Below are 24,915 nucleotides of genomic sequence, written 5' to 3'. Positions count from 1 at the left end.
TGTTTACCGGAAACGAGTCTTCATCTTTCCTCTCATTTATTTGTATCCTTATGAAAAGTGAACAACACTGTTTAACAAAGCTGTTATAAAGAACAGCATTCCTTTCCCTATATCTCATGGCTATAGTGGGGTACAATAGAGGCAGTTATGGATAGAAAGGATGAATACATCATGAAATCAGATATTGAAATTGCCCTTGAGGCTGAAATGAAACCCATTAAACATATAGCAGAACAACTCCAGCTAACAGAAGATGATTGGGAGCCCTATGGACATTATAAAGCGAAGCTCTCGGATCAGCTTTTAGAGAAGCTGTCCGACCGGCCTTCTGGTAAGGTGATTTTGACAACATCCATCAACCCCACTCCAGCTGGAGAAGGGAAATCAACAGTTACTGTAGGACTTGGACAGGCATTAAACCAATTAAATAAAAAAGCAGTCATTGCTTTAAGAGAACCGTCCCTTGGTCCGACAATGGGGATTAAAGGTGGTGCTGCAGGGGGCGGATATTCCCAGGTCGTACCTATGGAGGAAATCAACCTTCACTTTACTGGCGACATCCATGCTATTACCACAGCAAACAATGCTCTATCTGCATTTATTGATAACCATATTCATCAAGGAAATGAGTTAAATCTTGATCCACGGAGAGTTGAATGGAAACGAGTACTGGATCTCAATGACCGCGCTTTACGTGAAGTGATTGTCGGATTAGGGGGGCCTGTGAAAGGGGTGCCGCGGGAAGATGGTTTTAATATTTCAGTAGCCTCTGAAATCATGGCTATTCTGTGTTTGTCTAAAGACCTTAAAGATATGAAACGCCGCCTGGCCAGGATTGTTGTAGGGTATACATACGACAAACAGCCTGTTAATGTTGGTCAGCTCGGTTTTGAAGGAGCGTTAACCTTGTTACTGAAAGATGCAATTAAGCCAAACCTTGTTCAAACGCTGGAGCATACGCCGGCTATTATCCATGGGGGACCTTTTGCCAATATTGCTCATGGATGTAACAGTGTTATGGCTACAAACCTTGCCGCGAAACTGGGGGATTATGTCGTAACTGAAGCAGGGTTTGGCGCGGATTTAGGAGCAGAAAAATTTTTGGATATTAAGACGCGAGCCGGGGAGTTTGAGCCGGATGCCGTGGTGATTGTGGCTACGATACGAGCGTTAAAAATGCATGGTGGCATGAATAAAAATGAACTTACAGAAGAGAATTTAGATGCTTTAAGAAATGGTCTGGCAAACCTGGAAAAACACATGGATACGATTGAACAATTCCAACTGCCTTTTGTTGTAGCCATTAATAAGTTCCCGACAGATTCAAAGGATGAGATCAATTTGTTAACCCATTGGGTTCAACAAAAAGGGGCTCAGGTTTCGCTTGTTGATGTATTTTCTGAAGGTGGAAAAGGTGGAATTGATCTGGCAGAAAAAGTCGTGGAGGCTTGTGAAAGGAAAGCGGGTGCTCTTACCCATATTTATGACCTGGAAGATTCTATTGAAGAGAAGGTTTATAAGATTGCAACTAAAGTATATGGAGCTGAAAGTGTAGAGTACTCTTCTAAAGCTAAGAAACAAATGACACAGTTTAAAGATCTTGGGTATGGGAATCTACCTATTTGTATGGCTAAAACGCAATATTCTCTCTCAGATGATCCTTCACAGCTGGGCAGACCGCACGGTTTTACAGTCACAGTCCGTGAGTTTCAGCCTTCAGTTGGAGCCGGTTTTCTTGTGGCACTTACAGGAGATGTCATGACAATGCCGGGATTACCTAAGAAACCCGCTGCCTTAAATATGGATGTGGACGATTCGGGTGCTGTTAAAGGGTTGTTTTAGTTTATTTTGGAGATGAATGATCGATTTTGCTACAATATCTGTGATACATACAGAGAAGGAGGCGTCTAAATCGTGGCCATTCATATAGGCTTGACCGGATGGGGAGATCACCCTTCCCTCTATTCTGAAAAAACAAAATCTGAAAATAAACTTTCCGAATATGCCTCTCATTTTCCAGTTGTGGAAGTGGACACCGCTTTTTATGCGATTCAGCCACAAGCAAGATATGAGAAATGGTTGAAGGAAACACCTTCTTCCTTTTCTTTTGTTATTAAGGCTTTCAACAAGCTGACCGGTCATGATCGGGAATCCCGTTCAGTTCAGGAAGCAAGGGATTTAATGCTTCGTTATGAAGAATCCATCCAGCCTGTATGGGAAAGTGGCAGAATCAATGCTTTGCTTTTTCAATTTCCTCCGTGGTTTGATGTTAGAAAAGAAAACATTCGTAAGCTGCGCTTTATTCGGGAATGGCTTGAAGCGTACCCAATTGCCTTAGAGTTTCGAAATCGGACATGGTTTGAAAAAGATTATCGAGAGCAGACATTAGCTTTTATGAAAGATCAACAGTGGATCCACAGTATCTGTGATGAACCACAGGCTGGGGAAGGGTCGGTGCCAAGAGTATTAGTTCCTACTCATCCTGATAAAACCCTCGTACGTTTTCATGGTCGTAATATTCATGGTTGGAATAAGAACGGTCGCAAAGACTGGAGAGAAGTTAGGTTTTTGTACAAATATAACGAAGAGGAACTGAGTGAATGGGCGGAACAGGTGCTCGAGCTGCAAAAGATGACACCTGAAGTGACGCTGCTGTTTAATAACAATTCCGGCGGGGACGCAGCAGACAACGCTAAACAAATGCAGGAGATTTTGGGTATCACTTACAATGACCTTAATCCCAGACAAATGGATTTGTTCAATTTTTAGGAGGCATTATGGAACAAACAACCGATTTAAAGAAGGTCAAAACCTATGTTATAGACCAATTTAAGCATGATTCCACCGGTCATGATGCGGAGCATATGAAAAGGGTGGCTTTCTGGTCCAGAGAACTCGCTTTAAAAGAAAATGTGGATCCTTTTTTGTGTGAGATAAGTGGATGGCTGCATGATGTAGGGGACCCAAAACTTTATCAAAATCCACAAACAGCGCTAAAAGAAAGAGATCATCTATTGGAAGACTTATCTTTATCTCCATCGCAAATCAAAACGATTACAAATGCTATTGAAACGGTTTCCTTCAGCAAGGGGAAGCGTCCAGATACAAAGGTGGGAGAAATCCTGCAGGATGCTGATCGCTTAGATGCCATTGGAGCCATTGGGATTGCGAGAACCTTTGCTTTCGGAGGTGCCCGTAACCAGGCTATCTATAAAGATGGTGAAGGAACAGATCATTCTATTGGACATTTCCATGGAAAACTTTTGAAATTAGCATCCCTTATGAACACAGGAAGCGGCAGAGCAGAAGCCGTGCGGCGCCATGAATTCATGCTTCAATTTTTGGAGGAATTTAGACGAGAACAGCTTACAACATCTGAAAAAAGGAGGGTTCCTAATGATAAAGAATGAGGAAGCCTATCTGGAATTATGCCGGCACATTATGAATCAAGGAACGAGGAAAGAAGATCGGACCGGAACCGGAACCTATTCAATTTTTGGGCACCAACTGCGCTTTGATCTTCAGGAAGGTTTTCCATTATTGACTACAAAACGTGTGCCTTTTAAACTCATTGCAAGTGAACTGTTATGGTTCATTAAAGGCGATACAAACATTCGTTACTTGTTAGAGAACAACAATAATATATGGAACGAATGGGCCTTTCAATCCTGGGTGGAGAGCGAAGATTACCAGGGACCGGATATGAGTGACTTTGGACGTCGCAGCCAGCAGGACCAAGGTTTTAAGGAGACGTATGATACACAGATGAATATCTTCAAAAAGCGTATACTGAACGATGATGCATTTGCTGAAAGGTTTGGTGATTTAGGGGCAGTCTATGGGAAGCAATGGAGAAATTGGCAGACAAGTCGCGGTGAAACCATCGATCAGTTGAAAACCGTTATCGAAAATATTAAGCATAACCCCGACTCACGGCGCCACATTGTGACTGCATGGAATCCAGAGGATGTTCCTTCAAATATGGCTCTTCCTCCATGCCATGCTTTATTTCAATTTTATGTAGCAGATGGGAAACTCTCCTGTCAGCTTTACCAGCGCAGCGGAGACATTTTCCTAGGTGTACCTTTTAACATTGCGAGTTATGCACTTCTCACCCACTTAATTGCTCATGAATGCGGGTTGGAAGCAGGTGAGTTTATTCATACATTAGGGGATGCTCATATTTATACAAATCACACCGATCAAATTGAAGAGCAGTTATCCCGCGAAATAAGAACACTTCCTGTGCTTCATTTAAATAATGAGAAGACAAGTGTGTTCGATTTTGACCTTGAGGATATCACAATAGAAGGTTATAATCCTCACCCTGGTATTAAGGCTCCTGTCGCTGTTTAATAGTAAAGGAAAGGTGTGGAAATGATGATTTCATTTATTTTTGCAATGGATCGTAATCGACTGATCGGAAAAGATAATGACCTGCCGTGGCATATCCCTAATGACTTTAAATTCTTTAAGGATATGACTTGGGGTAAGACAATTATTATGGGAAGAAAGACGTTTGAGTCTTTCGGCAAGCCTCTTCCTGAACGAGAGCACATCGTAATTACAAGCAACCAGGAGTATAATAGAGAAGGTTGTACGGTCATCCATTCCATCGATGAGATTTTGGAACTAGAAAAAAATCATCCCGATAAGGAATGGTTTGTAATTGGAGGTAGTGTTCTTTTTGCAAAGATGCTGTCCTATGCAGATCGTATGTACTTAACTTACATTGATGCTGAGTTTGAAGGGGATACGTATTTTCCTGACTTTAATGAAAACGAGTGGACCCTCACATCGGAAACAAAAGGAATGAAAGACGAAAAAAACCCGTATGATTATTATTTCCGAACCTATGATAGAAAGCGCTCTTCCTAATGGATAATATATGCGGCGTTGTTTTAAATGGGGGAGGTTCAACGAGAATGGGAGAAGATAAATCTACCCTGGCGCTCAAAGGGAAAACTTCTATTGAAAGAGTTACCTCTGTTTTATCTGTTATCGCTCCCAATCTTGTCATTAGTCAGTCAGAGCTGCATCCAGTATACCCTGTCATACCTGATATCTTCTTAGATGCCGGGCCTCTCGGAGGGCTGCATGCCGTTATGAAAAAACGTAATGAATCCTGGTTTGTCGTTTCTGCCTGCGATACACCTTTTATTAATCAGGAAGTTTATGAACACCTGCTTTCCTACAGAGGAGAACAGACAGATGCCATCATCCCTATACATGAAGGGCGTCTGCACCCGCTTTCAGGGATATACCACAAACGCACCCTGCCAATATTGGAATGTTATTTAAGTAACGGTGGTAGAAGAGTTCAGGGTTTTTTGGATCAAATTCAAACGGTAACCGTTGAAAGTATTTCAAACACTGGTGGCAGGACCTCCCATTTCTTCAATATGAACACCCAGCTAGACTATAAAGAAGCAAAAGAATGGGTGGAAAAAGTAAGAAGGTAGAGACAGCAGGGGAGTAGAAATGATATGATAGGAAGGGAAAGGAAACGTTTTCCTACCGGGTATCTTTTCTTCCAAAACTCCTGTAGAATAAACGTATAGCATGAATAAAGGGCGGTGAATAGATGCTCTCAAGTATCGGAGTACCTGGACTAATCTTAATTTTGACCATTGCACTCGTCATTTTCGGACCTAAGAAGTTACCGGAAATTGGGAAAGCAGCGGGAGAAACCCTGAAAGAATTTAAAAATTCAGCTCGAGAATTAACAAATGATCAGCAGGATCAGAAAACAGACAAATAACATAAGTGTTTTTAGAAACTCACATAAATAAATGGAGTGATCAACCATGTTATCCAGCATTGGTGTTCCTGGTCTTATCCTGATTTTAATCATTGCACTTGTCGTATTTGGGCCATCAAAGCTTCCTGAAATAGGAAAAGCCTTTGGTAGTTCCTTGAAAGAATTTAAAAAAGCGACAGGTGATATCATGTCCGATGATGAAACCAGTAAGGCTGAAAAGAAAAACAAAGAATAAATGAATAAAAAAGGTGTAAGGGAGCTCCCTTACATCTTCTTTATTGTCAGGCTAATACCAGCCTGGAGGTGGAAAAGTGACAGAGGAAAAAGTGACGCAAGATATTGAAATGAATATAACAGACCATTTGAGTGAGCTGAGAAAGCGGATTATATGGACCCTGGTCTTCTTTATCGCTTTCTTTATCGTAGGTTTTATTTATGTTGAACAAATCCAATCGTTTTTTATTAAGGATCTGCCTTTTGAATTAAACATGACAAGTCCAGGGGAAATTATTTGGATCATCTTTACCATTGCAAGTGTTGTTGCCATTGTCGGTACACTGCCTATCCTTTCTTTGCAGATATGGTTGTTTGTTAAACCAGCCCTTACACCTAAAGAAAGACGTGTTTCGCTTTCTTATATACCTGCCATATTTCTACTTTTTCTGGGCGGCCTTACATTTGGGTATCTTGTATTTGTAGAATTGATTCTTCCTTTTCTCCTATCATTAAATAATGGGATGTTTAATGAAATCTATACGGTTGAGCGCTATTTTCGTTTCCTTTTCAGGGTAACAATTCCCTTTGCTGTATTATTTGAAATTCCAATATTGGTTATGTTTTTAACAAGCCTTGGAATCGTCAACCCGGTCTTTCTCGTTAAGGTGAGGAAATACGCTTACTTTATCTTAATTATTATTGGAACGATTATTTCCCCGCCTGATTTTATCCTTCAGTTGGTTGTTGCGGTTCCATTGATTATTCTATATGAAGTAAGCATTGTCTTATCGAGAATTGTATATCGAAAGAAATTGGAAAATCACCGGGAGTTTATGGAAGATGATGATTAAAAAAGATCCTCTTTACGGGGATCTTTTTTATGAGCGATTGTTCTTATATTTTGCTGAACATATCTGTTCGTGATAAAACTAAAGGTAGAAACGCTAGCAAGGAGGAACAGGCATGAGATCTTTTTATCACTATATGATGCGATATCGTGGAAACAAAAATCTTAATGAAGAGAAAAAGTTAGCTGAATGGATGTTTGGGGATCACAGCTTTCCTAAACAATCCAGATCCTATGATGAGATCAGCCGTTACTTGGAATGGAACGCTCCTTTTCCAAGTTCTTTATCGGTCTTCGACCGTCTATATGAAGAATACCAACTGGAAGAAGAATAATTAGAGATGAGGTGAGACTTTGAAAATCTTGCATACTGCGGATTGGCACCTAGGAAAGATCGTCAATTATGTACATATGACGGAAGATCAGCGGCTTATTTTAGATCAGTTCATTGATATTGTCAGAGAAGAAAAGCCTGATGCTGTTATTGTTGCAGGCGATCTTTATGATCGGTCCATTCCGCCTAAGCATGCTGTCGAGTTACTAAATAATACTTTAACAACGTTGATAAATGAGCTCCAGGTACCTGTTCTGGCAATCTCAGGAAACCACGACAGCCCGGACAGGTTACAATTTGGCAGTGAGTTGTTTCGAAAGCAGGGATTATTTTTAGATTCAAAATTAAAAAAAGACCGGCAGCCCGTAACTCTTTATGATGACGATGGTCCGGTCCATTTTCATCTTATTCCTTATGTAGAACCGGCTGAAGTCGCTCAAGTATTTGAAGATGATCAAATAAAATCTCACCAGCAGGCGGCAGCGAAGCTTGTGGAAGATATTCAGGACCGTTTTAATCAGGAAGAACGACATGTTTGGATTGGACATTCTTTTCTTGCCGGGGGAATGGAATCTGAATCTGAAGAGAGATTGTCAATGATTGGTGGCAGTCCTTATGTAGATGCGCACTTATTTAAGGAATTTCAATATGTGGCCCTCGGTCATCTGCATCAGCCCCAACGTGTGACCAGGGACTATATCCGATACAGCGGTTCAATATTAAAATATTCCTTCTCAGAAGTTCATCAGAAAAAATCAGTGACTGTTGTAAACATGGACGAAAAGGGTCATTGTGAGATTGAAAAAATCGCCTTACATCCAAAACGGGACTTTCAAATCGTTGAAGGGCACTTTGAAGAACTGCTTAGTGGAGATGCTGCAGATCATCATGAAAATTATCTGCATATCCGCCTACTGGATGATGGTCAGCTCGTTGATCCTATGGGAAAGCTGAGACAAGTGTATCCAAATATTTTATACCTTGAACGGAAAAGGTCTGCATCCAATCCAGAGATGGATGAACTTGAGAAGGTGAAAAGACGTCAAAAGCTTTCTCCTGCAGATCTGTTTGCTTCCTTTTATGAGGATATAAAGGGCGATGAACTGCCTGAAAAACGCCAGCAGCTCATACATCAGGCGATTGATGAGATAAGGGAAAAAGAAAGGGGGCAGTGACTTGAAGGCAATAACAATTACAATGAATGCTTTTGGACCCTACAGGGACCAACAGACCGTTGATTTTTCCTTTCTTGGTGAAGAATCTATCTTTCTAATTACAGGTCCTACTGGAGCCGGAAAGACAACCATTTTTGATGCGATGTGTTTCGCGTTATACGGGAGAGCAAGCGGAAGTGATCGTGATCAAGATTCTATGCGGAGTCACTTTGCAACGCCTGGAGAGCCGACTTACGTTGATTACACCTTTGAATTAAGGGGGAAAACGTACCGTATTGTGCGAATGCCAAAACAGGAAAAGAAGAAAGAGCGCGGTGAAGGATGGAAAGAGGAGCCTGCAAGGGCAGAGCTGTACTTAATCAACGGGGAAGAAGAACAGCTGATTGCTTCTAAAATTAAAGAAGTAAATGAACATGTGGAAGACATTCTCGGCTTGGATTATGAACAATTCCGCAAAATGATTATGATTCCTCAAGGTGAGTTCAGAAAGCTTATCTCTGAAAATAGTAAAGAGCGCGAGGAAATCCTGCAGCGAATCTTCAAAACCGAGTTTTTTGCTCAATTGACAGACCACTTCAAGAAGCATGCTAAAGAGTTAGAAACAGAAATCAAACAGTTTGAGTGGAAGATTGATCAGGAAAAAGAAAAGATCCACTGGGGTATGGAACATGATGATTCTTCGGAAAACCAGGAACTATCTAAAGTACAGGAGCGTTTATCCAAACGTATCCATTTACAGGAAAAATTGTTAGAAGAGGAGAATATTCATCATCAGCAGCTTCAGTATGTAACGGAGCAGTTGCAGAATCGCTATTATAAAGAAAAACAAACCATTGAAATGTTTGACGAAAGAGACACGCTTCTTGAGGAAAAAAAACAGCTGGATGAGAAGCAGTACACGATGGATCTATTACAAAAGGAACACACTCAAGCTATGTATGCAGCTGAAGTCCGCCCTTATGAAAAACAGTATGAAGAAAGAAAGCACCAGCTTCATCAATGGATTATCAGCCAGCAGGATAAGGAAAAAAAGCAAAAACAGGTAGAACAAGAGTTCCGGGAGATTGAGGAAAGATATAAGCAGGAAGAAGCAAATGAAAATAAACGTCAGAAGCAGAAAGAAGAATGGAATAAAAAGGCGGAAGAACAAAAGCGTCTTGATGAATATCTGGGTTATGAAAAGCAGTTAAAGCAAGCGAAACATAATGCTGACCAATCCGCTCGTACTGTGAAGGATAGACAGGAAGCGAAGCAGCAAGTAGCGGTCAGGATGAAGGATTTAAAAGAACAGACGAAAGATGATCGTTACCTTGCTGAAGTGGAATATGAAAAAAAGCAGATCTATGAAAATTTAAAATCAAGAAAATCACAGCTTGAACGTCTCGCCAAAGAGTGGGACAAGTTGAAACATATGCGTAATAACTATCAAGTGTTTATGAGGAAATTCAAGGCTGTAAAAGAAGAGTACGTCACATCAAAAGCAGACTATGAATCAGCTCTTGAAGAGATTCGAAGTCATCATGCTTATACATTATCTCTTCAACTGGAAGCAGGAAGTCCATGTCCGGTTTGTGGCTCTTTGGAGCATCCACACCCCTCAGGCAAACCACCACATGTGCGTGGAGAAAAACAAATTGAAGAATTGAAGCAGCGTTTTGAAAAGGCGGATACTGACTACCAAAAACTTCAAGAAGAGTCTGTTCAAGTGAAGTCTGATGGAGAGGCTCAGCGGCAATTGACAGAAAGTCTGTTAAAAGACCTGGATGGTTACGTGAATGATTTAACTGATGAATCCATTGATCAAGCCGATGATACGTGTTTAAAAGAGATGCATATGGTCAAAAAGGACTGGGATCAAATCGTACAGCAAAGACAATCGGTTCAAAAAGCGCTCAAACAGCTTGAAACGTTGGAAGGTGAAGAAGCAAAATTGATTGAGCAAATTGATGCAGCTCAAAACACCTACCATCAGCATCAGCAGGTAGTAGCAAAACTCGAAGCGCAAATCGAGTCCTTCCAAAATCATATGGAGTTTAGCACAACCAACCCAAAGCAGCTGCAAAATGAAGTGTTAGAGCTTGAGAAAGCCTTTAAATCAGCTCAAAAAGCTTGGGAAGACATCCAGGCCCAGTATCAGAAAAAACGCGACGAATGGCAGCGAATGGTAACAACAGTAACCGAAGGCCGGAAATATATCGTGGAAGGCGAAAAGGCTTTAAAAGATTTAAAAGAAGCTTTTGATCAAACGCTCGTTCAATTTTCATTCGAATCCATCCAATCTTACAAGCAGGCACTGAAATCGAGCGGGGAATTAGAGGAAATAACTAAAACCCTTCACCATCATCAAAAGAGGCTGGATATTGTAACCAATCGAATTCAGGAGCTAGAGGAGAAACTGAAGGATCAAGAGAAACCTGATATTAAAGCTGTGGAGGCCGGATGGGCAGAGAAGAAGGAAGAATTAAATAGAAAGCTGGAACAAATCAATGAAATGTCTTTATCCCTTCGACAAAACCGAACCGTTCAAACGAAAATCAATACCCTTGTTGCTGAGGTGGGAGAGCTCGCGGGAAGATACTATGATATTGCTGAGCTTGCTCAACTATCAAAAGGGGATAATCCTTTGAGGTTGTCATTAGAACGATATGTGCTGGCTTCCTTCTTAGACGAAATTTTAGTACAGGCAAATGTGCGTCTAAATCAAATGACGGATCATCGCTATCAGTTGATCCGCAGTGATTCTGTAGCAAAAAGAGGAGCACAGAGTGGGTTGGATTTAGAAGTCATTGACCATCATACAGGACTGCAGCGTTCTGTTCGAACGTTATCGGGTGGGGAAGGTTTTAAAACTTCTCTCAGCTTAGCATTGGGGATGGCAGATGTCGTTCAATCTCACGCAGGAGGAGTACAACTGGACACCTTATTTATAGATGAAGGCTTTGGTACGTTAGACGAAGTTTCTCTAGAGCAGGCCATCGACTGTCTAAGAGGATTGCAGGATGGAAATCGAATGCTGGGCATCATCTCCCATGTTCCTCAGTTAAAAGAGGAAATACCAGCTAAGTTACAGATTCATGCAGGACCAAAAGGTTCTTCCGTTGAATTTGTTTTTCAATAATTATGCGTGGCAAGCACTACTATCATTTCCCTCCTTTTTTTTCGTAAACAATACGAAAATATAGCAGAATCTTCTTTATTCGGTCAAAAGTCGTCACTCATTTTAATAAACCGGGTATTAAATACAGAACTTTTGTCTTATTTTGCGCTTACCCGGGAAATAAATGGTGTTATCAAACTGCGAATAAAGACATAGAAAGGGGTAGGAATCTAATGCAAACTTTAAAAAATGACTGGGAGCCATTACTTGAGAGAGAACGAAAGAAAGATTATTTTAGAATGTTAGACCAGAAAGTACAAGATGCGTATGAGAAGGAACGAGTGTTTCCTGAAAAGTCAAAGATCTTCGCAGCTCTTGAAGAAACTCCATTGGAGGATACGAAAGTCGTTATCCTCGGGCAGGACCCTTATCACGGTGAAGACCAGGCTCATGGCTTCAGTTTTTCTGTTCAACCAGGTATAAAGATTCCTCCCTCTTTGCGAAACATCTATAAAGAATTAGAAAATGACTTAGGGATAACTGCGCCTGACCATGGATTTCTCGTTCATTGGGCACACCAAGGGGTCCTTCTACTGAATGATGTATTGACTGTAAAAGCTCATGAACCTCATTCTCATAAAGGGATAGGATGGGAAATATTCACGGATGCTGTTGTAGACCAACTGAATAAAAGAGACAGACCTGTTGTCTTTATGCTCTGGGGAAAGCATGCGCAAAAAAAAGGGTCTTCTATTGATCATGACAAACATCTAGTGATTCAATCCTCTCATCCAAGTCCATTTGCTGCGCATCGTAGTTTTTTCGGAAGCCGTCCTTTCTCGAGAGCAAATGATTTCCTAAGGGAAAAGAATTTAAATCCTGTGGATTGGAAACTTCCAACTGCTACAAACCAGTATTGAGCCCAAACCATAACCTCAAACAGGGCATATGTTACAGTATTCTAATGTTTCGGAGGGGTTTATATGTTTCCGACAGGTCAACCACCTTTCCCTCCTATGGGTCAATTTCCTGGTTTTCAACAAGCAGCTGCTCCACAAATGATGCGTTCCTTCGCACCTCTTATGAATGCGGGCAGTCGTGGTTTTGGAGGATTCGGTCTTCCTGGTTTCATAGGCAATGCAGGTCTTGGTTCTGGTGTTCCCGGCTTTTTAGGCAACGCAGGGCTTGGATCAGCTGCTCCTGGTTTCTTTGGCGGGGGCGGTGGATTAGGTGCCAATGCTTTAGGTGCAGCAGGTGCAGCGGCTAAAACCGGCGGGGCTGGATGGCTTGGACACATGCAGACCGCTTTAAAAGCCATGCAGACGGCCGCTCCTATGATGCAGCAATATGGACCAATGTTAAAAAACATACCCGCTATGATTAATATGATGAAAATCATGAATGAACCGGATGATGAAGATGAAACTTCAGCTGGAAACAAGGAAAGTGAATCCATCTCATCAAGTTGGGAATCCAGTACAAAAAAGAGCAGTGAAAAGAAAAAAGACAAATCTCAAGGTACATCACAGCCTAAGTTATTTATTTAGGCTGTGCGTGTGGCTTGATTTTTTTTTGTGAATTCGCAAGAATAGGTACATAGTAGATGATTTACAAGGACCTACGTTATAGGAGGCTTTATATTGAATAAACATTTAGAAAAAGCAACGTTTGCTGGCGGGTGTTTTTGGTGTATGGTGGAACCATTTGATGAAAGGCCTGGTATCGAATCCATCGTTTCAGGCTACACAGGCGGTCACACAGAAAATCCTACGTACATGCAAGTCGTTTCAGAAACGACAGGACATAGAGAAGCTGTCCAAATTACTTTTAATCCGGAAATCTTTCCGTATGAAAGACTTGTTGAACTTTTCTGGCAGCAAATCGATCCAACAGATGCGGGTGGACAATTCGCCGATCGCGGAAAGTCATACACCACAGCTATCTATTATCACAATGAGAAACAAAAGAAGATAGCAGAAGAAAGTAAAAAGCAGGTTGAGAATTCGGGGATCTTTAAAAAGCCGATTGTTACAGAGATTCTTCCGGCAGAAACGTTCTATGAAGCTGAAGATAATCACCAGGAATATTATAAAAAAAATGCTTTTCATTATAAACGATATAAAAAAGGATCAGGTCGTGCTGATTTTATTAAGGACCACTGGAGCTATCCGAAAAATAAAGAGGACCTGAAACAAAGGCTGACTGACATTCAATATAAAGTTACACAGGAAAATGCGACAGAGCGTCCATTTCAAAATGAATTTCATGATCATGAAGAAGATGGTATTTATGTGGACATTGTTTCAAAGGAACCTTTATTCAGTTCCACAGATAAGTATGATGCAGGATGTGGCTGGCCAAGCTTTACCAAGCCTATAGAAAAGCAGCAGGTCAAAGAAGAGATGGACAGGTCTCACGGAATGTTCCGTACAGAAGTTAGAAGTGACCGTGCAGATTCCCACTTAGGACATGTATTTGAAGATGGACCAAAAGATCAGGGAGGCCTGCGCTACTGCATTAACTCTGCAGCTTTGGAGTTTATTCCAAAAGAAGAAATGGAACAAAGAGGATACGGGTATCTGACTTATTTATTTAAATAATGATGAACGAGGGAAAGAAATATAAACTCCTCCTCATCCAATGGTATAATGAATGGATGAGGAGGATCCGCTTTGGGCAGAAAACGAATTCTATCAGAAGATGAAATCATGAAAGTCACAGGTGAAGTTCTTCGTCAGGAAGGCATTAATGGTGTTCACTTCAAGAAGTTAAGTGCCATGCTTGATGTAAGCAGAAGTACATTGTATGAATACTATAAAAATAAAGACGACCTTATTCTTGCCTATATGAAACGCATGATGGATGAGATGAAACGCAAGGTCCATTCGATTTCAATGGAAGAAGCGCCAAACCATAGATTATATCTACTTCTTCAAATTCTTCTTGAACATGCAGAAACTTATCATATTGATCAAATGATACGTGAGCTGCAGACAAGTGAAAAGAATTTAGCGATGTTCTATCGTACAGAACTTCATAAAGATCTTATGGAAACGTATGATATGATGATGAATTGGATTGAAGAAGCTAAGCTTCAGAAGGTGTGGAAGACAGATGTTTCTTCAGAGTTAATCGGAGATATGATTTTTCATTCGATCCTGTTCTCAAACAGGAAAAAACTTGGTGTCACATCAATGGCTGAACAATTGTTTGAGTTAATTGAAAATGGTCTGGCAAATAAGTGATTAGAAAGCCGCTAACCTTCTAAGGTAGCGGTTTTTTGTTTGAAATTATATGTCTTGAGGCAAGGAGTGAGACAGGTTTTCTAACACACTTACTTTAGAATTTATCTGGAAATAGGATTTCTTCAGACACACGGCTTACTTTTGACACTATCTCGAATTAAAGATAAAATGAAGTTGTATAAGTACTTTAGTTACCATAATTATATTATGTAAACAAAAAGGAGGATTAAAGATGACAATGAACCATATTTATAAAGAAGGAACCAATGAGAAAGTACTGCTTCTATTGCACGGAACAGGGGGAACAGAGCAGGACTTACTTCCAATAGCCCGGATGATTGATCCAAAAGCCTCTGTATTGTCCGTCCGAGGGAATGTGTCAGAGAACGGAATGGCTCGATACTTCAAACGGATAAGAGAAGGCGTTTTTGATGAAGAAGATTTAATAGAGCGAACGGAAGAATTGAATCAGTTTATAATGGAAGCTTCACAAAAATATACGTTTGACCGCGATCAGGTCATTGCCGTCGGTTATTCCAATGGTGCTAATATTGCAGGGAGCCTTCTTTTTCACTATAAAGACAGTTTAAAAGGAGCGGTTTTGTTTCATCCGATGGTGCCCCGTAGAGGAAAAGAACTTCCTGAACAGTCTGGTCTTCCTGTGTTTATCGGAGCAGGTGAAAACGATCCAATCTGCCCGGCTCAAGAAACATTTGATTTGAAAGCCCTGCTTAGTGATGCTGGAGCGGATGTTACCGATCATTGGGAGAAGATGGGACATCAACTGACTGAAAATGAAGTAATAACGGCAGCGAACTGGTATAAGGACAATTTTTAATTTCATCTATTATTGAGTCCTCCCTTTGTTCCGTGTATGATAAGAAAACAAGGGAATATAGGAGGTATAGTTATGATTCATAAAGGTTGGGAAAACAGCCAGACAATTAAACAAATTGAATGTGTACAAAATGATGCAAAAAAATTCGTCGTCCACAACGTCCTTACACCAGGAAAAGTGTATGATGTAAAAAATGAAAGCGAAGAATTCTATTTTGTCATCGATAACACAGGCCGTATAGGCGGTTTTTACAAAGAATATTTTAAAGAACTTTAAAAAATGCCGGAGGCTCTTCCTTCGGCATTTTTATCATGGACAAAATGACTGGATAAAAGGGAGATGACTGATGAGTATCATGACACTTCTGCAAGGCGTAGGGTTGGTTTTCTTCTTTCTATTTATCATCGCAGTTGGTTCGGCGTTTAGAAAGTAGATATCTTTTTTGTTCATCATTTGCTTTAGGAATTTCTTCTTAAATAATACTTACATAAAAACAGCTTTTCTTCTGCCAATTGATCAGTCTAAGAAATGAGGTTTGTCGGTGGAGTTTTTTACAGAAAAAGTCCTCTATATTTCCATGTTCATATTAGTTATTCACACGATAGAGACGCTTGCCTATGCCGTACGCCTTTCGGGTGCCAGAGTGGGGTTAATCGCTTCTGCGCTTTCACTATTTAACTTAATGGTTATCATTTCAAGAATGGCTAATATGATGCAGCAGCCATTTACAGGCAGCCTTGTGGATACAGCTCCAGATTCAAATACTCTGGATTTTGTAGAAGCCCAGTACAGGACCATTCTTGGAGCCTCCACCATTGGAACAATTATTGGAATCCTTTTACTTCCTACGTTTGTTGCTTTGTTCTCAAGGTCTATTATTCACTTATCCAAACAAGGGGGGTCAGTTCCCTTATTACTGAAAACTTTCTTTTCATTCGAATATATTAAACGCGGATTGAATCTTTTTCATTTTCCAGCTCGTAAGGACTTAAGGGGACTCACGCTCAAGGCTGTACCTTGGAGGCTTTTTCTTATTAATATGGTTGTGACTGCTATTTATACCATCGGAGTTTTATCGGCTTTATACGCAGCCCTTCTCGCTCCTGATAGAGCTTCAACAGCTATTATGGCTTCAGGTTTGATCAATGGTATTGCAACCATATTGCTCGTTGTTTTTGTAGATCCCAAGATCTCAGTAATGGCTGATGACGTGATTAACAAACGGGGAGATTATATTAAGCTGAAACATGTTTCCTTAATGATGGTTTTTTCGAGGTTGATGGGAACATTGCTTGCTCAACTGTTATTTCTTCCAGGAGCCCAATATATCGCATGGTTCACAAAATTTATTGTCTGATCTTTGATGAAAAGTGTCTGTTCTTCAGGGGACACTTTTTTGTTATGCATAATGCATAAAAGGGAGTCCTAAAAAAGAAACCTATACTTTTGCTATATCAACAACGTAACCGCTCATAAATGAATCATACATAGCGACGTCCAATAAATCATGTACCTCTCTTTGGAGGATATTCAGAGTATCTTTTTTTATTTTGTTTAAGAATTTGAAATAATCTAGACGTTTATCTTCAACTTTGTTTAGGGTATGGAAAAAAACAAACAATAGGGAAAGGATGCAGTGACATGATCATCGACCAAGTTCGAATCTATCAACCATATCATACTTATAACAAAGACAAAGAATATGCCGTAAAAATCGAAGGAGAAACAATCGAAGCCATATATGATTCTCCCTACCATGGAGAAGATGAGGTGATTAATGGGAGAGGGAAAGTTCTTGCTCCCGGCTTCAACGACAGCCATATGCATCTTCTCCGCTTCGGCCTGCTTAAGAAAGAACTGGATTTAACCGAAGCTACCAGTTGGAAAGAAATGAAATCATTAATAGAAAACCATTACGATAGAATAGAACAGCACGACTGGATATATGGGAAGGGCTTTAATGATGCAGAGTTTGATGACATTGACGGGCTGCTTACCGCGGAAGACTTAAAAGAAATTCACGTAGATGCAAATATGTACTTTATGCATCAGGATGGCCATGAGTGTGTAATCAGTGAGAGTGCTTTGGAACTTCTGAAAGAAGAAGAAGATTTCAAAAAAGAACCAGAAGTTTTTAAGGAAAAAGATGAGGATGGACAGTGGACAGGTCGTTTTAAAGACACGGCTGTCCATTATATTAAGCACCATTTTTGGGGCAGATCTGCAGAAGATGCCAAAGAAGCCCTTAAAGCAGGACTGCCAAAACTGAGCGAGCATGGCATCACTTCCGTGCATACGGATGATATCAATTTTATTGGTTCCTATGAAAGACTGTGGCAGGCGTACACAGAGCTTGAAAAAGAAGAGCAGCTTCCCATTGATGTCTATCTTCATCATTATATTTTTAATATAGACAACCTAAAGGACTACTTTCAGCAAAACGAACTTCGAACAGGTGAAGGAACAGACCGTGTTAAAGTGGGGTCTGTGAAAATATTCTTAGATGGAACGCAGCGTCTCCATACTGCAGCAATGAGAAATCCATATCCTGATAACCCCTCTAAAGAAGGCTTGTTAATCTACACACAGGAACAGCTGAATGAAATGGTTCGATATGCAAGTGAGAATGGAATGCAGGTAGCTATGCACGCTATTGGTGATCGTGCTGTTGAACAGGCACTTCATGCGTTGGAACAGCCTGAAGCAGAAACGAAAAAGTTTCGTCACCGCATTATCCATGCCCAAACACTAGCTCCTGACCTCATCCAAAGAATGAAAAAAATAAAACCTTATATTGAAACCCAGCCTTCCTTTTTACTAGATGAATGGGATAAGAAGGATAAATGGACACCAGAGGATCTTCTACCATACTGTGATGCTTTTCAAAGTATGATAAAAGATCACATTCCTGTCACATTAAGTTCAGACCTTCCTATTGGTGCCCTGGATCCATTTGTAACTATGTTTACTGCCGTCAACCGCACAGATTTACAAGGGAATCCTGAGGGCGGATGGATGCCTCAAGAAAAAATGTCAATCGAAGATGCCTTTCAAGGCTTTACAAAAACACCGGCAGAACTGGAATATAAGGAGAATGAAAAGGGTATAATAAATCCTGGTTATCAAGCGGATTTCCTGTTACTGGATCAGCATCCAGAGGAAATAAAGCCGCAGCACCTGAATCAGCTGAGCGTGCTTGAAACCTGGCATAGAGGAAAGTGTGTGTACAAAAGGTAAGAGATATTTTCCGCTTTCCTTGTCAACACTCGTTCCATCATCCATAATAAGGATAAGGTGATGGAAAGGGGAGGATGGGTACGTATGGAAAAATTGATAATTGTTCGACACAGTGAAACAGAGGGTCAGCATGAAGATTCACCCTTAACCAAGCAGGGGATCAGGCAGGCGCAAACCCTGGCTGCCTTATTAGACCATTCAGGCCATAATGTGGATCGGATCATCTCCAGCCCTTATTTGAGGGCCGTTGAAACCATCAGACCCTTTGCTCGCAGCAAAGGAATGGAAATTGAAACAGATGATCGTTTAGAAGAAAGAGTCCTTAGCCATGAACCACTGGACGACTGGGAAGAGGTGCTTCATGATACTTTCCAAGACCCTGATCTTAAATTTAGCGGAGGTGAATCCTCACTTGAAGCTAAACAAAGAGTTCTTTCTCTAATTGATGAACTCGAACAACAGGATTGTGGGAATGTCCTCCTCGTCACACACGGAAACCTTTTAGCTTTACTGCTTCAGAAATATAACCGGGAAATCGGTTTTTATGATTGGAAACGTCTCTCCCGCCCGGATGTTTTTCTTGTACAAAAACAAGGTGGAGAGTATACTGTGGAACGAATCTGGGAAGATTGATGGCAGACCCATCGTCTTTCCATTTCTTTCTGTTTCTATGCGAAATTAGTCGAATAGAGAGTGGAATTGCGATTTTGTTTCAAAATCGTTATGATATATTGTGGTGTTTATCTTAGCCAATAAAGGTGAATATATAAAAATAAGCACACTAAATTCAACTAAAGGAGGAGAAAGCGGAATGGCATTTGTAATTACATCCCCTTGTAAAGATGAAAAAGCTGCGGAATGCATGGATGTGTGCCCGGTTGATTGTATTGAAGAAGGGAAAGATATGTTTTATATCGATCCTGCGATTTGCATAGATTGTGGTGCGTGTGAAGCTGTGTGTCCTGTTGAGGCAATTTACATCGAGGATGAAGTACCAGAGGAAGAAACTCCATACATCGAAATTAACCGTAAGTTCTTTGAAGAACAACAATAAGTATCATAACTTTCCAAAACACCCTTTTTAAAAAGGGTGTTTTTTTATACCCGGATTCAGTTACATTACTGTTTTAACAAAAGGAGTTAAACAAAAAGATTCTATTAATGGATAGAGAGGGTTGTGGATGTTTAGCAGCGAAACATCCACCGGTGAACGAATGAATATTTATCTTGATTTCAGGGTAGATACATAAAGTAATGAAATTAAGGGAGGCTTTTTTTTATGACAAGTTTAAAAACACAAACGGCAATTATTACCGGTGCGAGCAGCGGGATCGGAAAGGCAATTGCTCACCATTTAGCAAGTGAAGGTGCAAATGTCGTCCTTGCTGCGAGAAGGTCGGAAAAATTAAACGAACTTGAGTCTGAAATTACTGAACAATATAATGTAGAAGCTAAAGTTGTAGAAACCGATGTAACGAAACGATCCGATGTCGAGAATCTCGTGAAGGTGACAAAAGAAACGTTTGGTACTGTGGATATTTTCATTAACAATGCCGGTGTTATGCTATTATCCTTCTTGAAAAATGACCATGTTGATGAATGGGAGCAGATGGTGGATGTAAATATTAAGGGTGTCCTCTTCGGCATTCATGCAAGTCTGCCTACTATGATCGAACAGGAGGCGGGGCACATCGTCAATGTATCTTCTGTAGCTGGACATGAAGTTTTTCCTTCCAGTACCGTTTACAGTGCAACTAAATACGCTGTTAAGGCTCTTTCAATGGGAATGGAAAAAGAATTATCCAAATCAGGTGTCCGTGTTACAAACATATCACCAGGAGCAGTAGATACAGAACTCACAGAACATATCACAGATGGAGACGTCATTGAAATGTTTAAAAATAGAAGTATGGATCCTTTAGAATCCGAAGATATTGCAAGAGCGGTTACTTATGCTGTCACACAACCTTCCTATGTTAATGTAAATGAAGTAATCGTGCGTCCAATGCATAAGAAATAAGAAGAAAGATGACCGCAGTTCTGCGGTCATCTTTTAATGAATAACTCTGAATTTATCATAACCTTTTATGCTTTTACTGCTGACATCCATTGATTCAACTTTACTAAATGGGGTAGGACCCTGATCTATTTTTGTAAGGAATTGATGAAGTTGATCTTTTTCACCTTCGGCCTCTATTAAAACCGTACCATCAGGCTGATTCTTAACCCATCCGAAGATTCCGGATCGATCAGCAATCTGCTTTGCTGCTGCACGAAACCCGACTCCCTGCACATGACCATAGACGATAATTTGATTATTTTCCATACACTTGCCACCTCCTCGTCTATCTCCTGTTTCCCCTCAAGTCCGTTTTCACAAACATAAAATGGAGGTTTTTGTTATGAAAGAGATGGATATATCCACAATGGACAGCTTCCTTATTGGTCAGGCGGAAGATGCTTCAGGTCAAACCGGATGTACTGTGATTTTAAGTCCAGAAGGAGCGGTTGCCGGTGTTGATGTGCGGGGTGGAGCACCTGGTACAAAAGAGACGGATGTATTACGATCAGAAAATTTAGTGGAACAAATACATGGTGTATTTTTATCTGGAGGAAGTGCTTATGGTTTAGATGTAGGTAGTGGAGTGATGCGTTTTTTAGAGGAGAAAAATATTGGTTTTGATGTGAATGTAGCCAAAGTACCCATAGTCCCAGGCGCTATTTTATTTGATTTAAAAGATGAAAAGGGTATGATTCGTCCAAATGCAGAGATGGGATACCAGGCTGCGGAAAACGCATGGAGGAAAACCGCTTTCAAATCTGGAAGTTTTGGAGCGGGTGCCGGAGCTACGATCGGAAAAGTCCTTGGACCAAGCTGCAGCATGAAAGGTGGAATCGGACATTGGGCCTGCCGGGCAGGAGAGGTTGAAGTAGGAGCGGTCATTGCTGTGAACTGTTTTGGTGATATTTTTGACCCTGAGGAAGGAACAATAATAGCAGGACTGCACGACAAGGGTGTTTTCTTACATACGGAAAGCTATCTTCTGAAGCATATCTCAGACGTACAGACGAACCGATTCAGCGGGAATACTACTATCGGCGCAATTATGACGAATGCAAAGCTTAGTAAGTCCCAGGCTAATAAGCTTGCCGGTATCTGTCATGATGGTCTGGCCCGTACCATTCGGCCTTCTCATTTGTTTGTAGATGGTGATACTTTATTTACTCTATCTGAGAATAAGGTCAGCTGTGATTTGAACGCTCTTGCCTCTCTAGCAGCAACAGCCGTTGAAAAAGCCGTCGTAAATGCTGTCAAATCGGCAGCATCCACAGGGAAACCCATGGCTTTTAAAGACTTTCCAAAAAAGAGGTGAACGAATTGAAAGTGTTTGTCTATGGTTCTTTATGCAGAGGTGAGAAAAACCACAGCTACTTAAACGGTTCTTCCTTATTGTCTGAGCAGGCTTATGTAAAAGGCCGGCTGCATAGTGGATCTTCTTACTATCCACAGCTTATTGAAGATAAGGAGGAGTGGACATATGGGGAACTTTATGAAATTAGTTCTTCTAAACTTAAGAGATTAGATGAGCTGGAGGATTACGTGGAGGGAAAGGGTGATTCCTTATTTGTGCGTAAGCAAACGGTTGTATATTTAGAATCTATGCAAACGATGGCTTATGTCTATTATTGGCCGCGGGAACCAGAGGGAAGTCGTGTACCCAGCCATGATTGGAAGGTCTCTCAGTTCGTCACTCTTCCACCATTTTATTATTTTGCCTACGGATCATGCATGGATGATGTAAGGTTAAAATCCCATCAAGTCAACCATCTGTTTGAAGAAATCATAGGACGTGGTATTCTACACAACTATAGACTTGGATTTTCTTATCATCTTAACGATGGTTCAAGGGCAGATATACAAGAAAAACACAGCCATCGAGTAGAAGGTGTCGTGTATGAGATTCATAAAGAAGCCCTAGACTATTTGTATACGCGTGAAGGCGTTGATACAAGAGCTTATCGGCCGACCGTTATAGAACTAGAGTTGGAAGATGGACGGATCGTACGGGCATTGACGTTTACAGTAGTCAATAAAAAAGAAGACGCTGTTCCTCCTTTTCATTACGCGGAGGAAATTCACCGTGGGGGAAAGCGGTATTTATCACAAGCATACATGGAAAAGCTGGAGCATCATTTTCTTCATATTCTTAAAGTCGAACATTTTAATGAGTATTTAAAGAAAAGGAGTCAACAATCATGATGGAGACGAACTGGTCCCACTATACAACAAGGGATACGACTTCCTTGTCTTATCTTCCATATATAAAGAACGAATCGAATAAAGAAGCCATTATTGTTATTCATGGCATAACAGCGGAAATAAAACACCATAAAAAATTTGTAAAAGCCTGCGAAAGAAAGGCAGATATTTTTGTTCCCATTCTGCGTGGATATGCTCAGAGCTCAAGAAGGGGTGATATAGAATATATTGGTCAATACGATCATGATTTATTAGACTTTATTCATTATATAAAGCAGAAAGGATATGAAACTATCTCCTTACTTGGCCATTCTATGGGGTGTGCAAATATGCTGCGGCTTATACAGCAGAATCCTTCCATCGTGGATGAATACATATTTGTTGCCCCCTTTTTTCATCCAACACTTCCTGTTTATCATGAACATGCAAATGAACAAACGAAACATGGCGCGGATGTTGACTACACCGTTTACGGAAAAAAAGTCTTTCTTCTTATGTTTCTTTATAAAATGAATATTCATCGGTTTAACCATCGAACAGTAGCAGAAATACCAGACGAACTATTTGAAAACGGCCGCCTGCATTTGAGCTTTCGTCTGCTGGTTTCTAGATTCCTTGAAAAAATACCCGAGGATCTATTTCGTTCGATGCAAGACAGGATTCTCATTTTCGCAGGTGAAAATGATGAGGTGATCGACTCCAATGATTTACAGTTTTGGGTGGAAAATAAATGGGGTCTGCACGTTGAAATTATTCCAGATGCGGATCATAACAAAATTCTTCACCATGATCTATTTCATCAATACTTGGCTGCCTGTTCAGGCAAGGTAGAACAAGCGTGAAAAACATCCACTCAGAAGTTATCCAATTCAGGGGACGCCATGATGATTTTGGATATACACAAGGTAATCGTCTAAGAGGTTCCAAACTATATAATAATCATAAACTTCGAAGGAAAAAATCTCTCCAGCGGTATCATGTTGATATGAAAAAGGTTAAGGATCTTTATCTTCATTATGCTCCCGGGGTTTGGGATGAAATCAAAGGACTTGCAGAAGGTTTACAATGGCCGGTTCAGGAAGTGATCCATGAATATAGCGGATGGCAGCAGGATTGGGAGAACTCTGGCTGCTCCATTTTAACGGGGGATCGTTTTTTTGCTCGTAATTATGACTATCATCCTAAAACGTACGAGGGTCGTTTTCTCTTATTTCAACCTTCCAGTGGGACAGCAACAATCGGACCGGGTCAGCGGATCATTGGCAGAACCGACGGCATGAATGAATATGGACTCTGCGTGGGGTATAATTTTGTGAACCGTATCCACCCTGAAGACGGATTTATATGCTGTTCATTGACAAGATTTCTATTAGAAAATTGCAAAAACACAGAAGAGGCGGTTCATCTTCTAAGGGAACTTCCGCATCGTCATTCGTTTAATTATGTTATCTATGACCGTAAGCAGGATACAGCCATTATAGAAGCTTCCCCACGGGGGATTGAATATCAGGAGGGAAATGCCTGCACCAATCATTTCTCCCTTATGCCCGAAGAAAATCGGAGGCATCTTTCAGATTCAGAGGAGCGTTTAACACAACTGAAGAATTATCAAAAGAAGGTAGCAACTGTACAGGAAGCCTTTGAGTATCTCAATGATACGAATGGAATGATATTTTCCAAACAATACAGCCGGTGGACAGGAACGATACATACCGTATGCTTTTCACCTGAAAGCGGCCAAGTACTATTTGGTCTTGGAGGAGATACAACACCAGTCCAAATTTCTTTTAATGAGTGGTTAAAAGGGACACCTGCATTTATAAAAAAAGTAATTGGCCGGATTGATACAAAAGAAAATATCCCTTATATGGACGCGTAATCCTCTTTCTTTCATTTACCTTGAG

The 24,915-nt window shown here is 40.7% G+C and carries 28 protein-coding genes; 27 read left to right on the top strand and 1 reads right to left on the bottom strand.

Features of this window, described 5'->3' with window-relative positions:
* The first annotated feature begins 171 nt into the window (after positions 1-171).
* The 23 genes from LC036_RS05305 (at position 172) to LC036_RS05195 (ending at position 20,770) form a co-directional block, all read left to right on the top strand.
* On the top strand, positions 172-1,842 hold the full coding sequence (locus LC036_RS05305) for a formate--tetrahydrofolate ligase (protein ID WP_226579197.1): 1,671 nt from the start codon (positions 172-174) through the stop codon (positions 1,840-1,842).
* A gap of 72 nt (positions 1,843-1,914) precedes the next feature.
* Entirely contained in the window at positions 1,915-2,769 is an 855-nt protein-coding gene (locus LC036_RS05300; RefSeq protein WP_226579195.1) for a DUF72 domain-containing protein, read from the top strand.
* Between the two features lie 8 nt (positions 2,770-2,777).
* Positions 2,778-3,410: an HD domain-containing protein gene (locus LC036_RS05295; protein WP_226579193.1), complete on the top strand. Its 633-nt coding sequence runs from the start codon at positions 2,778-2,780 to the stop codon at positions 3,408-3,410.
* On the top strand, positions 3,397-4,356 hold the full coding sequence (locus LC036_RS05290; RefSeq protein WP_226579190.1) for a thymidylate synthase: 960 nt from the start codon (positions 3,397-3,399) through the stop codon (positions 4,354-4,356). The genes LC036_RS05295 and LC036_RS05290 overlap by 14 nt, the downstream gene beginning before the upstream one ends.
* A gap of 24 nt (positions 4,357-4,380) precedes the next feature.
* Positions 4,381-4,878 carry a dihydrofolate reductase gene (locus LC036_RS05285; RefSeq protein ID WP_226579188.1) on the top strand — a complete coding sequence of 166 codons (498 nt, stop codon included), beginning with the start codon at positions 4,381-4,383 and terminating at the stop codon, positions 4,876-4,878.
* Positions 4,878-5,462, top strand: a complete 585-nt coding sequence (locus LC036_RS05280) for a molybdenum cofactor guanylyltransferase (protein ID WP_226579185.1) — start codon at positions 4,878-4,880, stop codon at positions 5,460-5,462. Before LC036_RS05285 ends, LC036_RS05280 begins: the two co-directional genes overlap by 1 nt.
* Positions 5,463-5,584: 122 nt before the next feature.
* Positions 5,585-5,761 carry a twin-arginine translocase TatA/TatE family subunit gene (locus LC036_RS05275; protein ID WP_226579183.1) on the top strand — a complete coding sequence of 59 codons (177 nt, stop codon included), beginning with the start codon at positions 5,585-5,587 and terminating at the stop codon, positions 5,759-5,761.
* Between the two features lie 46 nt (positions 5,762-5,807).
* Positions 5,808-5,996, top strand: a complete 189-nt coding sequence (locus tag LC036_RS05270) for a twin-arginine translocase TatA/TatE family subunit (RefSeq protein WP_226579181.1) — start codon at positions 5,808-5,810, stop codon at positions 5,994-5,996.
* A 109-nt stretch (positions 5,997-6,105) separates the two neighbouring features.
* Entirely contained in the window at positions 6,106-6,828 is a 723-nt protein-coding gene (tatC, locus tag LC036_RS05265; protein ID WP_264188150.1) for a twin-arginine translocase subunit TatC, read from the top strand.
* Positions 6,829-6,940: 112 nt separating this feature from the next.
* Entirely contained in the window at positions 6,941-7,159 is a 219-nt protein-coding gene (locus tag LC036_RS05260) for a YozE family protein (RefSeq protein WP_226579177.1), read from the top strand.
* 19 nt (positions 7,160-7,178) lie between these two features.
* On the top strand, positions 7,179-8,333 hold the full coding sequence (locus tag LC036_RS05255) for an exonuclease SbcCD subunit D (protein ID WP_226579175.1): 1,155 nt from the start codon (positions 7,179-7,181) through the stop codon (positions 8,331-8,333).
* 1 nt (position 8,334) lies between these two features.
* On the top strand, positions 8,335-11,451 hold the full coding sequence (locus tag LC036_RS05250; protein WP_226579172.1) for an AAA family ATPase: 3,117 nt from the start codon (positions 8,335-8,337) through the stop codon (positions 11,449-11,451).
* 212 nt (positions 11,452-11,663) lie between these two features.
* A complete protein-coding gene (locus LC036_RS05245; protein ID WP_226579170.1) occupies positions 11,664-12,350 on the top strand; it encodes a uracil-DNA glycosylase in 687 nt (228 codons plus the stop codon).
* A gap of 63 nt (positions 12,351-12,413) precedes the next feature.
* A complete protein-coding gene (locus tag LC036_RS05240; protein WP_226579168.1) occupies positions 12,414-12,977 on the top strand; it encodes a YqfQ family protein in 564 nt (187 codons plus the stop codon).
* Positions 12,978-13,067: 90 nt separating this feature from the next.
* Positions 13,068-14,030, top strand: a complete 963-nt coding sequence (msrB, locus tag LC036_RS05235) for a peptide-methionine (R)-S-oxide reductase MsrB (protein WP_413229850.1) — start codon at positions 13,068-13,070, stop codon at positions 14,028-14,030.
* Positions 14,031-14,102: 72 nt separating this feature from the next.
* Positions 14,103-14,675 (top strand): TetR/AcrR family transcriptional regulator, encoded by a 573-nt coding sequence (locus tag LC036_RS05230; protein WP_226579162.1) that lies wholly within the window; start codon positions 14,103-14,105, stop codon positions 14,673-14,675.
* A 238-nt stretch (positions 14,676-14,913) separates the two neighbouring features.
* Positions 14,914-15,513 (top strand): alpha/beta hydrolase, encoded by a 600-nt coding sequence (locus LC036_RS05225; protein WP_226580021.1) that lies wholly within the window; start codon positions 14,914-14,916, stop codon positions 15,511-15,513.
* Positions 15,514-15,585: 72 nt separating this feature from the next.
* Entirely contained in the window at positions 15,586-15,789 is a 204-nt protein-coding gene (locus tag LC036_RS05220; protein ID WP_226579159.1) for a DUF6501 family protein, read from the top strand.
* A 265-nt stretch (positions 15,790-16,054) separates the two neighbouring features.
* The gene (locus LC036_RS05215; RefSeq protein WP_319004427.1) at positions 16,055-16,870 is read left to right on the top strand and encodes a lipid II flippase Amj family protein; all 816 of its coding nucleotides are present in this window, start codon (positions 16,055-16,057) and stop codon (positions 16,868-16,870) included.
* Positions 16,871-17,154: 284 nt separating this feature from the next.
* Complete coding sequence (locus LC036_RS05210) at positions 17,155-18,750, top strand: amidohydrolase (protein WP_226579156.1); 1,596 nt, start codon at positions 17,155-17,157, stop codon at positions 18,748-18,750.
* 84 nt (positions 18,751-18,834) lie between these two features.
* The gene (locus LC036_RS05205) at positions 18,835-19,383 is read left to right on the top strand and encodes a histidine phosphatase family protein (protein WP_226579153.1); all 549 of its coding nucleotides are present in this window, start codon (positions 18,835-18,837) and stop codon (positions 19,381-19,383) included.
* 178 nt (positions 19,384-19,561) lie between these two features.
* Positions 19,562-19,804 (top strand): indolepyruvate ferredoxin oxidoreductase subunit alpha, encoded by a 243-nt coding sequence (locus LC036_RS05200; protein ID WP_226579150.1) that lies wholly within the window; start codon positions 19,562-19,564, stop codon positions 19,802-19,804.
* Between the two features lie 225 nt (positions 19,805-20,029).
* The gene (locus LC036_RS05195; protein ID WP_226579147.1) at positions 20,030-20,770 is read left to right on the top strand and encodes an SDR family oxidoreductase; all 741 of its coding nucleotides are present in this window, start codon (positions 20,030-20,032) and stop codon (positions 20,768-20,770) included.
* 33 nt (positions 20,771-20,803) lie between these two features.
* On the opposite strand, the gene LC036_RS05190 is transcribed toward LC036_RS05195, so the two are convergent.
* Positions 20,804-21,076 carry an acylphosphatase gene (locus tag LC036_RS05190; RefSeq protein ID WP_226579144.1) on the bottom strand — a complete coding sequence of 91 codons (273 nt, stop codon included), beginning with the start codon at positions 21,074-21,076 and terminating at the stop codon, positions 20,804-20,806.
* Between the two features lie 76 nt (positions 21,077-21,152).
* On the opposite strand from LC036_RS05190, the gene LC036_RS05185 reads away from it, so the two are divergent.
* Genes LC036_RS05185 through LC036_RS05170 form a run of 4 tightly spaced genes read left to right on the top strand, consistent with a single transcriptional unit; the run spans position 21,153 to position 24,890 of the window.
* A complete protein-coding gene (locus LC036_RS05185) occupies positions 21,153-22,124 on the top strand; it encodes a P1 family peptidase (protein WP_226579141.1) in 972 nt (323 codons plus the stop codon).
* Between the two features lie 11 nt (positions 22,125-22,135).
* Complete coding sequence (locus LC036_RS05180; RefSeq protein ID WP_226580015.1) at positions 22,136-23,011, top strand: gamma-glutamylcyclotransferase; 876 nt, start codon at positions 22,136-22,138, stop codon at positions 23,009-23,011.
* Positions 23,008-23,853 (top strand): alpha/beta hydrolase, encoded by an 846-nt coding sequence (locus tag LC036_RS05175; protein WP_226579138.1) that lies wholly within the window; start codon positions 23,008-23,010, stop codon positions 23,851-23,853. Before LC036_RS05180 ends, LC036_RS05175 begins: the two co-directional genes overlap by 4 nt.
* Positions 23,850-24,890 (top strand): C45 family autoproteolytic acyltransferase/hydolase, encoded by a 1,041-nt coding sequence (locus tag LC036_RS05170; RefSeq protein ID WP_226579135.1) that lies wholly within the window; start codon positions 23,850-23,852, stop codon positions 24,888-24,890. The genes LC036_RS05175 and LC036_RS05170 overlap by 4 nt, the downstream gene beginning before the upstream one ends.
* Positions 24,891-24,915 lie beyond the last annotated feature (25 nt).

Source organism: Halobacillus litoralis, from assembly GCF_020524025.1.
Lineage (GTDB): Bacteria > Bacillota > Bacilli > Bacillales > Halobacillaceae > Halobacillus > Halobacillus litoralis_D.
Note: the sequence above shows the minus strand (reverse complement) of the source record. Positions and strands in the feature narration are given on the sequence as shown.

Excerpts from the sequence above, each read along its gene's own strand:
- LC036_RS05305 (WP_226579197.1), top strand. The coding sequence starts at position 172 with ATGAAATCAGATATTGAAATTGCCCTTGAGGCTGAAATGAAACCCATT.
- LC036_RS05295 (WP_226579193.1), top strand. The coding sequence starts at position 2,778 with ATGGAACAAACAACCGATTTAAAGAAGGTCAAAACCTATGTTATAGAC.
- LC036_RS05290 (WP_226579190.1), top strand. The coding sequence starts at position 3,397 with ATGATAAAGAATGAGGAAGCCTATCTGGAATTATGCCGGCACATTATG.
- LC036_RS05285 (WP_226579188.1), top strand. The coding sequence starts at position 4,381 with ATGATTTCATTTATTTTTGCAATGGATCGTAATCGACTGATCGGAAAA.
- LC036_RS05280 (WP_226579185.1), top strand. The coding sequence starts at position 4,878 with ATGGATAATATATGCGGCGTTGTTTTAAATGGGGGAGGTTCAACGAGA.
- LC036_RS05275 (WP_226579183.1), top strand. The coding sequence starts at position 5,585 with ATGCTCTCAAGTATCGGAGTACCTGGACTAATCTTAATTTTGACCATT.
- LC036_RS05270 (WP_226579181.1), top strand. The coding sequence starts at position 5,808 with ATGTTATCCAGCATTGGTGTTCCTGGTCTTATCCTGATTTTAATCATT.
- tatC (WP_264188150.1), top strand. The coding sequence starts at position 6,106 with ATGAATATAACAGACCATTTGAGTGAGCTGAGAAAGCGGATTATATGG.
- LC036_RS05260 (WP_226579177.1), top strand. The coding sequence starts at position 6,941 with ATGAGATCTTTTTATCACTATATGATGCGATATCGTGGAAACAAAAAT.
- LC036_RS05245 (WP_226579170.1), top strand. The coding sequence starts at position 11,664 with ATGCAAACTTTAAAAAATGACTGGGAGCCATTACTTGAGAGAGAACGA.
- LC036_RS05240 (WP_226579168.1), top strand. The coding sequence starts at position 12,414 with ATGTTTCCGACAGGTCAACCACCTTTCCCTCCTATGGGTCAATTTCCT.
- LC036_RS05225 (WP_226580021.1), top strand. The coding sequence starts at position 14,914 with ATGAACCATATTTATAAAGAAGGAACCAATGAGAAAGTACTGCTTCTA.
- LC036_RS05220 (WP_226579159.1), top strand. The coding sequence starts at position 15,586 with ATGATTCATAAAGGTTGGGAAAACAGCCAGACAATTAAACAAATTGAA.
- LC036_RS05210 (WP_226579156.1), top strand. The coding sequence starts at position 17,155 with ATGATCATCGACCAAGTTCGAATCTATCAACCATATCATACTTATAAC.
- LC036_RS05205 (WP_226579153.1), top strand. The coding sequence starts at position 18,835 with ATGGAAAAATTGATAATTGTTCGACACAGTGAAACAGAGGGTCAGCAT.
- LC036_RS05200 (WP_226579150.1), top strand. The coding sequence starts at position 19,562 with ATGGCATTTGTAATTACATCCCCTTGTAAAGATGAAAAAGCTGCGGAA.
- LC036_RS05195 (WP_226579147.1), top strand. The coding sequence starts at position 20,030 with ATGACAAGTTTAAAAACACAAACGGCAATTATTACCGGTGCGAGCAGC.
- LC036_RS05190 (WP_226579144.1), bottom strand. The coding sequence starts at position 21,076 with ATGGAAAATAATCAAATTATCGTCTATGGTCATGTGCAGGGAGTCGGG.
- LC036_RS05185 (WP_226579141.1), top strand. The coding sequence starts at position 21,153 with ATGAAAGAGATGGATATATCCACAATGGACAGCTTCCTTATTGGTCAG.
- LC036_RS05175 (WP_226579138.1), top strand. The coding sequence starts at position 23,008 with ATGATGGAGACGAACTGGTCCCACTATACAACAAGGGATACGACTTCC.